At 40.2% G+C, this 13,235-nt stretch carries 11 protein-coding genes; 1 reads left to right on the forward strand and 10 read right to left on the reverse strand.

Features of this window, described 5'->3' with window-relative positions; genetic code table 11:
* Positions 1-114: 114 nt before the first annotated feature.
* The 8 genes from G1O98_RS01445 to G1O98_RS01480 form a co-directional block, all read right to left on the reverse strand.
* Positions 115-1,947: an ABC transporter ATP-binding protein gene (locus G1O98_RS01445; RefSeq protein ID WP_163926842.1), complete on the reverse strand. Its 1,833-nt coding sequence runs from the start codon at positions 1,945-1,947 to the stop codon at positions 115-117.
* Between the two features lie 92 nt (positions 1,948-2,039).
* Positions 2,040-3,770 carry an ABC transporter ATP-binding protein gene (locus G1O98_RS01450; protein ID WP_163926843.1) on the reverse strand — a complete coding sequence of 577 codons (1,731 nt, stop codon included), beginning with the start codon at positions 3,768-3,770 and terminating at the stop codon, positions 2,040-2,042.
* Between the two features lie 16 nt (positions 3,771-3,786).
* The gene (locus G1O98_RS01455) at positions 3,787-3,972 is read right to left on the reverse strand and encodes a hypothetical protein (RefSeq protein ID WP_163926844.1); all 186 of its coding nucleotides are present in this window, start codon (positions 3,970-3,972) and stop codon (positions 3,787-3,789) included.
* 53 nt (positions 3,973-4,025) lie between these two features.
* On the reverse strand, positions 4,026-4,661 hold the full coding sequence (locus G1O98_RS01460; RefSeq protein WP_163926845.1) for a hypothetical protein: 636 nt from the start codon (positions 4,659-4,661) through the stop codon (positions 4,026-4,028).
* A gap of 70 nt (positions 4,662-4,731) precedes the next feature.
* Complete coding sequence (locus G1O98_RS01465) at positions 4,732-5,337, reverse strand: hypothetical protein (protein ID WP_163926846.1); 606 nt, start codon at positions 5,335-5,337, stop codon at positions 4,732-4,734.
* 113 nt (positions 5,338-5,450) lie between these two features.
* Positions 5,451-6,590, reverse strand: coding sequence for a 3-oxoacyl-ACP synthase III family protein (locus G1O98_RS01470; protein ID WP_163926847.1), 1,140 nt, complete (start codon positions 6,588-6,590; stop codon positions 5,451-5,453).
* Complete coding sequence (locus G1O98_RS01475) at positions 6,587-8,350, reverse strand: thiamine pyrophosphate-dependent enzyme (protein ID WP_163926848.1); 1,764 nt, start codon at positions 8,348-8,350, stop codon at positions 6,587-6,589. The genes G1O98_RS01470 and G1O98_RS01475 overlap by 4 nt, the downstream gene beginning before the upstream one ends.
* A gap of 49 nt (positions 8,351-8,399) precedes the next feature.
* A complete protein-coding gene (locus tag G1O98_RS01480) occupies positions 8,400-9,467 on the reverse strand; it encodes a methyltransferase (RefSeq protein ID WP_163926849.1) in 1,068 nt (355 codons plus the stop codon).
* 11 nt (positions 9,468-9,478) lie between these two features.
* Here G1O98_RS01480 and G1O98_RS40560 point away from each other — a divergent pair, with 11 nt between their 5' ends.
* A complete protein-coding gene (locus G1O98_RS40560; RefSeq protein ID WP_275941756.1) occupies positions 9,479-9,607 on the forward strand; it encodes a hypothetical protein in 129 nt (42 codons plus the stop codon).
* A 20-nt stretch (positions 9,608-9,627) separates the two neighbouring features.
* Here the strand turns inward: G1O98_RS40560 and G1O98_RS01485 are convergent, their stop codons facing one another.
* Together G1O98_RS01485 and G1O98_RS01490 are read right to left on the reverse strand one after the other, a co-directional pair.
* Positions 9,628-11,169: a long-chain fatty acid--CoA ligase gene (locus G1O98_RS01485; protein WP_163926850.1), complete on the reverse strand. Its 1,542-nt coding sequence runs from the start codon at positions 11,167-11,169 to the stop codon at positions 9,628-9,630.
* Positions 11,170-11,264: 95 nt separating this feature from the next.
* Positions 11,265-12,971: an aromatic amino acid ammonia-lyase gene (locus tag G1O98_RS01490; RefSeq protein ID WP_163926851.1), complete on the reverse strand. Its 1,707-nt coding sequence runs from the start codon at positions 12,969-12,971 to the stop codon at positions 11,265-11,267.
* Positions 12,972-13,235: the final 264 nt, after the last annotated feature.

The following is a 13,235-nucleotide window of genomic DNA, read 5'->3' on the forward strand; positions in this document are numbered from 1 at the left end:
TGATACAAATAGGGAGCAGGGGAGCAGGGGGGAAAGAATTAGAGACAAATTATTTGTATCAGAACATTTCGTGGAATAGTATTAAGCTGCTACGCAGTTTACTAACCCTCTATACTAGTTTCTAGAACCTATTTTCAAGCTAGTTTTGATATTATTTACTAGTTGTAGAGAATAAAGGTTTGCATATACTCCCCTTTGCTCCATCAATTGTGTATGTGTACCTTGTTCGATGATTTGTCCTTGCTCAATGACTAATACCTTGTCTGCGTTAGTGACGGTAGCCAGACGGTGAGCGATGATAAAGCTGGTGCGACCTTGAAGTAAATTAGCGATCGCTTGTTGAACTAAGTTCTCTGTTTGGCTATCAATGTTACTAGTTGCTTCGTCCAAAATCAAGATACGCGGGTTTACCAAAACTGCGCGGGCGATGCTGATTAACTGTTGTTGTCCTTTGCTAAGATTTATTCCACGTTCTCCTAATTGCGTTTCATAGCCTTGGGGTAAGGTCAAGATAAAGTCATGAATATTTGCAATCTTTGCAGCCGCTTCAATTTCTGCCGTTGTTGCTTGGGGATTGCCAAAGGCAATATTTTCGGCAACGCTACAGCTAAAAATCATGGTATCTTGCGAGACAACACCAATTTGACGACGTAGGCTTGCTTGTGTAACTTTTCGGATATCTATATCGTCAATTTTTATAGCACCGCTTGACACATCATAGAAGCGCGAGAGTAGACTAATTATAGTAGTTTTCCCTGCACCAGTAGCTCCGACTAATGCGATCGCTTGTCCTGGTTCAGCGTCAAAAGTTATGTTTTCTAAAACTTTTTGTCCGGGTTTATACTCAAAATTGACAGATTCAAATTGAACTTTACCCTGAATTGGTGGCATTGCGATCGCGTTGTGCCCACCGGAGGCGATCGCGTCTGTGGTATCTTCAATTTGGACTGGCTCATCCAAAAGTAGAAAAATTCTTTCTAATCCGGCTAATCCAGATTGTGCTTGAGTATAGAAGTTAGTGATAAGTTGGATGGGTTGAAAAAATTGCTGGACGTAAAACAAAAATGCGGTAACAGCTCCCACAGTCATGATATTTTTATAAACGAGAAAGCCACCATAAGCTAATACAATTCCCCAAGTAAGTGTATTAAATAAGTCTATTGTTGGCAGGAAAGCAGCAGTAATTGCTGTTGCTTGGATATTAGCATTCCGGTTATCTGCGTTAAGTTTTTTAAACTCTTGAATGTTGATTTCTGCCCGGTTAAATGCTTGAACTTCTTGAATATTGCTAATATTTTCTTCTAGTTTAATTGAAAGCTGAGAAATTGTTTGTCTAGTAATGCGAAACTTTGCCCTCGCTAATCTGGCAAAAAAAGCAGTTGTTAATAACATAATTGGCACAATCAGGTTAGTAATTAAACCCAATTGTAAGTTGATGGAAAGCATGAATATTGCACTTGCTAATAAGCCAAAAAAGCTTCCAATAACTTGCGGTAGCATAGGGCTGAATACTTGAGTTAAAGTATTAACATCACTCAGCAGGCGACTCATTAAATCACCCACTTTACTTTTATCATAAAAGCTAAGGGGTAATGTTTGTAATTTATTCATGATATCTTGACGTAATTGTGCAAGTAAATGCTGCATAATTACACCAACTTTAACAATCAAAGTCCGATTGGATACAAACCCCGTAAGGTATATTATTGTTAATAGAACTAGCATCCATAACAGTCCTAACCAATTGCCTTTAAGTATCAAGTTATCTACCGACCAACCAGTAAGCAAAGGTGCTATTGTTTGGGTAATAGAGCTAATAATAATTATTCCCAGGATGATGGGAATCTCTTTGATATATGGACGAAAATATTGACTGAAGCGGCGGATAACAGGTAATGGTGCATTGACTTGTGATACCGATTCAAAGATATTAATTTTTCTGTTCATGGATGGCAATTTTATCTTAGAGAGTCTAGCAAGGTTGATTTGAGATATAAATAATTTTCTAGAGATCCAAAAATTAGCATTTCTATAAATAACTAGTTTTTTAAGATGGCATTTTCAATTAGCTCTGCACCGAAAGATGTTTTAACTAATTTACCTCGATCAATTATGAAAATTTGGTCAGCATTACTTACCATATTATTAATCCGTTGAGTGAGGAAAATTATAGTAAATTGACGCTGTTCCATCAGAACTTTGAAGGATTCTTGAATTAATGCTCCTGTCTTCGCATCAACAGCAGAAAGACTATCATCTACAATCAGAATTTTGTAATCATTTAGCAATATCCGAGCAATAGTAATTCTTTGCTTTTGCCCTCCCGATAAGCCAATTCCTCGTTCGCCGATAAAAGTATCGTAACTATCAGGGAGGCTAATAATAAAATCGTGAATTTGAGCAAACTTAGCTGCTTCAATTACCTTTGAAAGAGGTGCATCTGGTATTCCATAAGCGATATTTTCACGGATGGTTCCAGAAAATAAACTTGCTTCTTGAGAAATCAAACCAATGTGAGAACGTAAACTGACTAAATTTAAGGAGCGGACATCATATCCATCAATCTTTACTATTCCATTTGTTGCATCATAAAAACGTGGAATCAATTTAGCAAGTGTACTTTTACCTGCTCCCGTCGTACCTAAAATTGCCACTGTTTGCCCTGGCTGGATTTCAAATGAAATACTATTTAAGGTATTCTCATTTACTTCTGGGTAGCGAAAATCAACATTTTCAAAAGAAATTTTTCCTTCGCATCTTTGCAAAAAAACTGCATTGGGAGATTCCTTGATGGCAATTTCTGCATCTATCACCTGATAAACTCTAGTGGCTGATGCTGATGCTTGAGCAACAGATTGAAATGCAAAAGTCGTCTGAAAAATTGGTTGGATGATAAATCCTAAATAGGAATTAAAGGCAACTAGTTCGCCTATAGAAAAGCTGTGGCTAATTACCTCTAAACCCCCGTATCCAAAAATAGCAACGGCAAGTAAATTGCTCGCTAAAAAAATTATGGGAAATGTATCTCGTAGTGCATAAATTGTTTTGATACTTGTTGTGCGGAAATCTTCATTAGCAACGGCATAGCGTTTTATTTCTGTTTCTTGACGCACAAAAGCTTTGACTGCACGCACACCGAGTAAATTTTCTTTTAAAATTGAGTTTAAATCATCTAGCTGCCTCTGTGCTTGAGTAAACAAGGAAGTATTTTTTTGAAAAAATCCGCCTAATAACATGAAGGAAATCGGGATAATTGCTAATGCTATAAGTGCCAACTTCCAATTCATGAGTAGCAAAATTGTCGCACTACTGAATAATACGATCGCAGCACCGAAAATTTGCAGCAAGGTTGCACCAATAAAAACGCGAATTTGTTCGATGTCATTATTAATACGTGTGAGCAGTTGTGATCTGGGCGTGCGATCGTAGTAGCTTAAATCTAAATGCTGGGTTTGACTAAAAAATTTATTCCTGATGTCATAAGCGATACTTTGAGATACTATCTCTGAAAAAAAACTTTGCCCAAAATTAAACAATCCCCGAATCAAAGCCACCAAAACCATCAATCCCCCACAAGTCAAAATCACTTGTAAGTTATTTTTGGCAATACCAGCATCAATTCCCCAGCGAATAATTTGAGGTGCAGCGATATTAGCAACTGTCGTCATTAATAAACTAGCGATCGCAGCTAATACCATTACTGGGTATTTCAGCAACATTTTCAAAATTCGCTTTAGTGCCTCAATAGGCACATCTGGTTTTTGCTTCATATATAATTTTACGTATTTAATGTAGTGAGTGAGCTAATCTGTTGCTGGTAATTGCTAATCGTGCGATCGCATCTCGTCGTGCTTGTGTAGCCAGCATAATATCTACAATCGGCGCAGATTGAGCAATTAAACGGCTAATTATACCAATTTCTTGTCTGTAAATAGAAGTATAAAAATCTAAGGCTGCGTTGTATACTAACATTTTCTGGCATTTTCTGGCGAGAAAAAACACCTAAGCTGAGAGTCGCAAAATTACTAATTGCTTGCACCAACACCATCATATTGATTTTTTGGCAATGAAAAAATATCTTCAATTGAGGTTTTAACAGGTTGTTCAAATTTGACTTTCCCCATAGTTATAGGAAAATTCCAGTAGGGGTGAACAGACATTAATGCCTGATTAGGAACATTTTTTGGTTGAGCTACAGAATTATGAAAGGTGTTTTCAGGATAGCGAAAACGAACTGATAGCGCATACTTTGATTGACGAGCAACTTTGGGTACAAAAAGGATAAACTCATCATCTTGTGGAGAGTCTTTCGGAAGATTGGGAGAAGCTTTGACTAATTCAGGACGGAGTAAAGTTACAATAGTTCGAGCTTCATCATGCGTTGCTCTTTCAGGACTTTGAGAACCTTGTTCTGATATTTCATCGCCAATATTTACCGCATATTCGACGACAGAACCGTCGTACTCACTCAACATATCTGGACGAATTGGTGCGCCTCCTCGGATTGAGTCATCAAAGATAAAGTAGCCGTTGGCTTGCTCGCCATTAAAACTAAATTTATGTAAGGCTGCATGGGCTGGGAGATGATCAATTATTCCCTGAGTGAAAAAAACTGCGAAAGTTAAGATGGATGTAATTATTAGTTTCTTCCAAAAGTTCATTATTTTTCCTCTTTTTTACAAGTAATAGTTATCGGCTTGTAAAGACGTTGCCATACAACGTCTCTACATCTTAATCAGATATCTTTTCTATCTTGGTTTGTACGGCTGCTTTAACCAAAGCTTTACCTAATGTTTTGGGAAAATCTACTTTGGGAAATACTTCTATTTCAGCCTTTAGAGGAACCTCTGTTGGTAGTCTTGTAGATCCATTGAACGTTTCTTGGGGATACTTGAAATAGCTAACTAGGGAATAACTGGACTTTGGCTGTCGTTCAAAGTTACGTACTTGTAAAAGGAAGAGATCGGCAGGTAATAAAACATTATGCTCGTCATCTTTCCCATATTGTTTATCGTGTTGCGCTCGAATTTTTGCTAAGACTTTATCTTCTTCTCTGGGCAAAAAAACAATGGCATTACTAACTGTGCCTTGAAATAATCCTTTGTCTCCTAAATCGACTTTATAATCGCGCCCTCCACCGTAATATTGAGTCATGTAGGGCGATTTTGTTTCACCTTTGGCAGCAGTATCATAAATAAAGTAACCGTTGGCTTCTTCACCAGTGAAAGTGAATTTGTATGTAGCAGCCTGAGCGGTAGATGTGCTGATTGTTCCTTGGAATAGGAAGACTGCGATCGCAATCACAGATACAATCGATATTTTTTTCCAGAATTTCATAAAAACCTCGCAAATTTGATAGGTAAGGGAACGAACCGCAAAGGACGCATAGACACGAAGTGGCTTCCCGAAGGGTAGAGCGCTAAGGAAGAAGGAAAGAAGAGAAATCAAAATTAATGAGATAAAGCACTAGAAATGAGAATTTTTTGATTGTGTAGGGAAAGGCTCAAGGGGGGAGCAGGTGGAGTTCCTAAAGCAACATCGCCCCAACGCATGACGCTAGCACCTGCATTGGATGAAGAACCCATTGTATAAACAAGAACTAAATCGTTTTCCCGGATTTTACCTGCTTGGGCGGCGTGGTAGAGATTGGCTACGGGGAAGGTTGGGCCAATATTGGCGTAGAAGGGATTCAGGTTAATAGTCCGTTCTGGATTAATCCCTAATGCACGGGTGCAAACCTGCGAATACCAAGCGCTGGGTGTGTTAAAAGCAAAAAAGTCAATTTGATCTAAGCTGACATCAGCAGCTGCGATCGCTCCGTGACAACATAGACGAATAAATTTCACGGTTGTCTCGTTAAACATCTTACTTGCGCCCTTACCTCCCCGAATGAACATTCTGATGTTCCCCTGTTCATCGGTGGTGAATTCGTTATAAAAGGCTCCACAAGTGGCGGCGGTATTGGCAATTTTAGTTCCCAAAATTCCTTGATTGGGTTGGAGTTCACCCACAATAAATGCTCCAGCTGCATCGCCTGACAAGAAGGCGAGGGTATCATTCTCATCGGTATAACGGGAATATGTAGAGGAAACAACCACTAATACATTGCGATATTCTCCCGTTCGGACTAGAGAACAGGCTGTTTGTAGGGAAACTAATACAGATGTGCAGGTTGATTCTATATTCCAGGCTGCGCTGGATAATCCTAATTTCCCGGCGAGAAAGGCTGCATTTCCTGGTGTGACTTGTTCGGGAAATAACGAAGTTACAAGCATCAAGTCGATATCTTCGGGCTGTAATTTTGCTGCTTGCAGAACATCGATCGCTGCTTGATATTCTAGAGATAAAGAGGTTTCATCTGGGCTGACTACTCGCCGTTCAACAGTACCGCGAAAGGGATCGGACATATAAGGGGCTACTTCCTGTGACCAGATATCTGTAGAATTATCTGTGACAAACAACCTAGCCAAGGTTTTTTGTTCAGCTTCCGCCACCATCTGGGGAAAATTATTTCTGTAATAATCGTTGGTGCGGATGGTGCGAGGAAAATTCAGGGCGATCGCTCGAATGCCAACTGGTTGTAAAATCATGATTGTTCTCCTTTTGATTCGATTGCTCCTTGTTGAATGAGGCTGCGAATTCTACCGCCAATGGGAGCAGGTTGTTTGGGGTCTAAGTTAATGTCAACAACGAAGGGAACAGTAGCAGCCAAAGCTCTTGTTAACGCTGCTTCTAGTTCCAATTCTGTGGAAACGCGGATACCGTCTGCACCCATTGATTGGGCAAGTTTGACAAAATTGGTACTCGGTATTTCCGTATCTACGCCTTGAAATCCTTGTAAATTCATGCCTTGGGCACACATATTGTAGCGTCCGTCATTCAGTACAATCCAAACGGCGGGAATGTCGAATTTAACGGCGGTGCTAACTTCGCTATTCATCAACATCGCGCCATCTCCCACAATGGCGATCGCTTTACCATTTCTTCCCCAAGTCGCCCCCACGACTCCAGTCACAGCATGACCCATCGCCCCCACGCCAGTACTAATGCGGTAGCGTCCTGGTTGGGTAAAGCGCAGTCTGTTAGTCGCCCAAGCGAAGGAATTACCAGCCTCAGCTAGGATCACAACATCGCTATCCTCAACGATGATTTTTTGAATTGCATCCATCAAAACTTCTGGTCTGACTAAACCATCTATATGAGGAGAAGGCGGTTGTAACTCTGGATTGGGCAATATTGGGGAATTCCCTCGACGTTGGGGAAAATATGCTAGTAGAGATTTGAGGTAAGGCTTTACTTCCGATTGAATTGCGAAAGTTGGTACAGATGGATAGGCTACTCCCGGTACTTCTGGATCTATATCTACATGGATGAAGCCACCAGTAGGAATCATCAAGGGATTCCAGAAAGAAGTCGGTTCACCTAAACGAGTTCCTAAAACTAGGATGCGATGGGGTGGCTGTGACTGCATATATGTGAGGACAGAAGCATGACCACTGAATCCGGTAACGCCGATAAACTGGGGATGATTTTCGGGAAAAATGCCCTTAGCGCGAGGCGAACACATCACCGCAGCCCCGGTGCATTCTGCTAATTGGCGAACTTCGGCGGCGGCTTCCCTAGCACCAAAACCTACCCAAATGGCAAAGGGTTCTTGAGAAAGCAACCGCACCGATTCAGCGATCGCTTCTTCGCTGGTAACTGACACCCCACGAGTAAATCCGAATTGCGATCGCGCTGTGCATGGTTTGGTTTGAATTGGGGTAGGAATACTGATATGGGCGACAAAACCGCCTGGTTGGGATAATCCTTGCGCCAGTCTGCGGGAAATTTCCGGGATTTCCTCACCAGTTTCGACGATGGTGGCGTAATTGAATAATACACCTGGGGTAAATATACCTGAAATCGGCAACGTATGAGCGCTGGTTTCTTGACAAGCCCAGCGTCCGCGATTTCCAGATGCGGTGGTTGCAGATAATAGAATTACCTTTGCACCTTCGCCTCTGGCAGCCAGCAATCCGGTGAGGGCGTTGGTAATACCGGGGCCAGTGGTGACGAACACAACCACAGGGCGATCGCTAGCAAAGTGGGCTTCACAAGCTGCAAAAGCTGCTCCCGATTCGTGGCGAAAGTGTAAAACTTGAATTTTGCTGCGATTGAGGGATGCCCACAGTGGCCCAATTCCACCACCAGAAACACCGAATGCAGATTCGACTCCCATATCTTCTAACATCTTGACTACAGTTTCTCCAACGGTGAGTTCGGTTGATGTTAATTGGGTCAGTTTGCTGTTTGTAGGTGGTGAGAAAATGGAAGATCCAGATGTATTTGTAACTGTTTTTGTGTTCATACAAGTAAATTTGATGCGTATAAGTTAAGTAGTCTTTCTTGAGCAAGAATTAGGGTTTACGACCAGTAATGATGCTCCAGTAACTCGAAGCTGGTTTAATTTCAATGTCAATAAAACCTGCTTGTTCCAACATCATTGCTAATTCCTGGCCTGAATATTGTTGACCTCCCAGCTTTAAAGATATATTTAGGTTTTTAACTGCTACTGGAAAAGGGCCCGTTTTTTGTTCGTTAAATAGCATTTCATGGAGGATAATCCGCCCTCCACTCAATAAGCTATTAAAGCTTTTTTTTGTGAGAATTTGGCATTTATCTTGTTGCCAATGATGATAAATCGCACTGTAAAAATGAAGATCGCCTACGGGAAAAGGATCACTCCACATATCAAAATCTTGTGTTGCAATCCGATTCTGCAAGCCATAATGTATGATAAATTCCTGAGCTATTTCGCATACTGTAGGTAGTTCGAGAACAACAGCTTGTAAATTCGGCCATTTTGACGTTGCACCAATTGAATGAGCCGCCGAACCTCCACCAATATCAATAAACAATTTATATTCAGATAAATCAATGAGTTCTGGCCAAATTAATGCAGCCGCCATACTTGGCCCATGCATACTAGAGATAAAGCTACGGATAAATTTAACATTATTACCAAAGGTGATGGCACGCATAAAATCATGATTTTTACTCAAAGATTTCATCACATTTTTGCTAGGAGAATTATTGGTAAATAAAGACTTTTTTAAAGTATCAAACGAGGATATATGCTTGCGTTCATCAAAGATCATCATTTCTAATAAAGCACCGAAATATGTGGGACTACTTTCGACCAAATAGTCTTTGGCAAGAGGAGTAAGTGAATAATAACTATTTTCTAATTCTACTAATTCGATAGATATAAGAACTGCTAATACAGCTTCGGCTGGACGTTGAAAAATTTTTAGTTCATCACAAATTTCTGCTAAACTACGTGGTTTTTGAGATAGGAGAGGGAATAGTTTAATATCATAAGCAACTAGCAGTACTTGACGACCTGTATCTGCAAAAATAAGATTCCATAATAGTAGTTCGTCAGTTTTGGGTTTTTGAATTGTCATAGATGTAGTTGTATTCATGATTTTTGGATATGTTTGATGAGTTAATTGAAGTTTTAGGTAAAGTAGCAATTGCACAGATAAGCCAGTGCATTGGGCGGGTTCCTGACTTGCAGCAACTGGCGCGGCGCAGAGAGAAGAATGAGGAGAGATTTAAGTGAATAATTGAGAATTGCTAGATTTATCTTAACTGTGTGGGAAAACTTAGAAATTTATTGGATATACTGGTAAATTCTTCATCACGTAAAAATCGCTTTATCACCTTGCCTGTAGGATTTTTTGGCAGTGAATTCACAAATTTAATTGTTTGGGGAATCTTGTAAGTTGCTATTTGTTGAGAGCAAAATTCTAGAATTTCTTTTTCTGTAATTTTGTGACCATTTTTAACTACAATGTTGGCTTTGACTATCTCGCCTTTTATGGGATCGGGAAGTCCATAGATAGCAACTTCAGCAACAGCATGATGTTTATAAATGGCATTTTCTACTTCTGTTGGATATACCTTAAATCCACAGACGTTAATCATATCTTTTAATCGATCGGCGATGTAGAAGAAGCCTTCTTCATCCATACGACCAATATCACCACTGTGCAACCAACCATTTTTAATTACTTTTTTAGTTTCTTGAGGACGATTCCAATAACCAAGCATCACATTGGAACCTTTGATTACTATTTCACCCAATTCTCCTGCTGATACTTGAAAACCGTTAGCATCCACAATTCGCATTTTGACATTTGTAATTGGAACACCAATGGAACCAAACTTATATTTTAAATTGTGGTTATAGCTAGCGCAGGGTGAAGCTTCGGTTAAACCATATCCTTCATGAATCACCTTTTTATACTTATCTTGCCAAGATTTGGCAATTTCTACAGGCATTGGGGCGGCAGCACTAAAGTAATAACGCAGGCTGTCAAAGTTATATTTAGAGGTGTCTTGATTCAGTAATCGAATAAATACAGTCGGTACACCAAAAAACATAGTGGCTTGATATTTTTCGATGCTTTCTAAGACTTGATCTAAATCAAATCTCCTTTGCAAAATGATAGTTGCACAAACATTTAGACCAGCATTTAAAATCGCATTTTGACCAAAGCAATGAAACAGTGGTACATACAGTAGCAATCTATCAGTTCGACTCATCTCGCAACAACGATTGTGTGCAGAGATATTAGAAATGATATTACCGTGGGAAAGTGTTGCACCTTTGGGGAAGCCTGTAGTACCAGAAGTATAGACAATACTAGCTGGAGAGTTCCATTCCATCTCCATAGCGCGGGTGATGGGAGAAGCGTTTGAAATCAAATCTGCAAAATCTATGTCGTTATTAACTACACCTTCAGCAATGAGAATATGTTGTAAATGGGGTAAATCAGCCTCTGTTAATTGCAAACGACCTGATTCTGTGGTGACAATAGCTTTAGCAGCGCAATCATTGAGAATGTAACTAACCTCGGCAGACTTCAGCATGACATTTAGTGAAACTGCGATCGCACCAATTTTCAAAATCCCCAAATAAGCGATCGCAAACTCCGGTATATTGGGTAAATACAACGCCACGCGATCGCCTTTTACAATGCCCAATCCACGCAAAGCATTGGCTGTACAATTCACTAAACGGTCAAGTTGCCTGTAGGTATAAGACTTATCTTCGTAAACTATGGCGGTCTTGTTGGGATATAGTCGATGACCGCGTTCTACATGATGTGCGATATTCATAGCTAGGGAATGGGGAATAGAAAAATTTGCTTCTGAAACAAAATAAAATCTCGCTCAAAGTGTCTTTCTTTGCGCCCTCTGCGGTTCGTTTATCTTTATTTATTCAAACTAGATAAAACTCGACTAACAGCAGTCACAATTTCTCCACCAGCCGCAATATCAACCGCAATTTTACTAATATGTAAATCCAGAGCTTGTTCGTTGTCATCCCACACATAGGGGCGTTCCTTAGATGGCGATCGCCCCACCACATTCCGTACCGCCATATATAAATCCCTAGTTGCGGGAGACAAAGTTGCACGCGCATCATAATGTCCTGCGAGCGTGTATGTACGCAAATCCACGGATTGCACCCCAAACATCAAAGCCACAGCCATATATTGCTGAAAAACTTCTACACTGGTTCGCGCTAAATTCGCCGAAGCAAACCCTTGACTATTAATATTCTGGTTGTATTGTTCCGCATGGGTAGGATATCTATCAGCAATAGAATTTCCATAGAAAGTTAATAGGGGCATAATCGAATTGCCAGTAATTTGTAACCCCTTCAAACCCATATTTACACGGCGCTGTTGATTGCCAACTAACGACGGAGACAGCCCATTATTAAACTCTGGTGCAACTAAATAAGCGATTTGCACATCCAAATGTTTCGCCAACATCCCAATATAATAACGCAGTCGATCCATTCCTACGCCAATATATTGCCCTAAAAAATTACCGCCATGATAACTCGCTTGATTTTCAACATCAATCAACGGATTATCAGTCACAGAGTTGATTTCTACCTCAATCTGTTTAGCAATTTCCTCAATCCCATCCACAATTGGCCCCATATACTGTGCTAAACAACGCAAAGAATAACGGTCTTGAATTGGATGCTCATCTCGATAATTATGGGAACCATCTAACTCATCACGAATTAAATGTGAACCTAATAATAAATCTAGCATTTGTGAAGCAGTCCAAACTTGCCCAGAATGAGGTTTTAGTTTGTGAATGAATGGATGAAACGATTGATTAGTACCTGATAAACCTTGAATTGCTAAAGCATGGGTAGCTACACTTAAGGCTAATAAAACTTTCGTCTGTTGTACACAATTAGCTGCAATTCCAGTCATTACCGAAGTCCCATTCATCATTGCTAACCCTTCTTTTGGAAGTAATTGCAATGGCTCTAAACCCAGCTTTTTAAGTGCTGTTGGTGCATCCATTTCTTCACCGTTAAAATCTACGGTGTAGTTAGAATTTAAACCAATCAATGCCCCAGTGATATATGCTAAAGGCGTTAAATCACCACTCGCACCGATTGAGCCAAATTCGCAGACATGGGGTGTAACACCAGCATTTAAAAATACCAGCATTCGCTTGATGAGTTCCAAACGAATCCCCGATGCACCAGTAATATGGGAATTTGCACGGAGAAGCATCGCAGCACGGACATCAGCCAGAGGTAATTTTTTTCCTGCACCCACCTTGTGATACCACATCAAATTATTTTGCAGCAAAGCCGCAGATTCAGGAGAAATCACCACGTTGGCCATACCACCGAAACCAGTTGTCACCCCATAAATCGGGTCGCCAGATTCAACCGCATGATGAATAAAATCGCAGGATGCTTGGACATTGGCTAAACTTTTGAGGTTGTCAGTTAAACGTACCTGTGCCCCATAACGGGCTACACTAATTACTTCTTCGATAGTGAGATAGCGATCGCCTACAAGCACAGTATCATCAGAATTGTGTACAAAAGGAAATGCAGTTTTACCAGCAGTGTTTTTACTTAAGCGAAGCGTATCCATATTTCTGAAAGTTGTGACTAATGAATTGATAATTCAGGCTAAAATATGCAATTAACTTGTAAAAACTTTAAGTTGTGTAATTACTTAGCCTAAAAAGCAAGGGACTAATTAGCGTTCAGTAGTTTTACTGTTGCCGATGAGTTACACAATATCCGACATCTTCATGCTACACATCCAATTTTTCTGCTTGTTTGTGTGCAGTTTTAATACCTGGATAATGCAGAAATGCGATCGCACCATTGCAGAAAAGTGCATAATTAACGT

Source organism: Nostoc sp. UIC 10630, assembly GCF_010747425.1.
In the GTDB taxonomy this organism is placed as follows: Bacteria; Cyanobacteriota; Cyanobacteriia; order Cyanobacteriales; family Nostocaceae; genus Nostoc.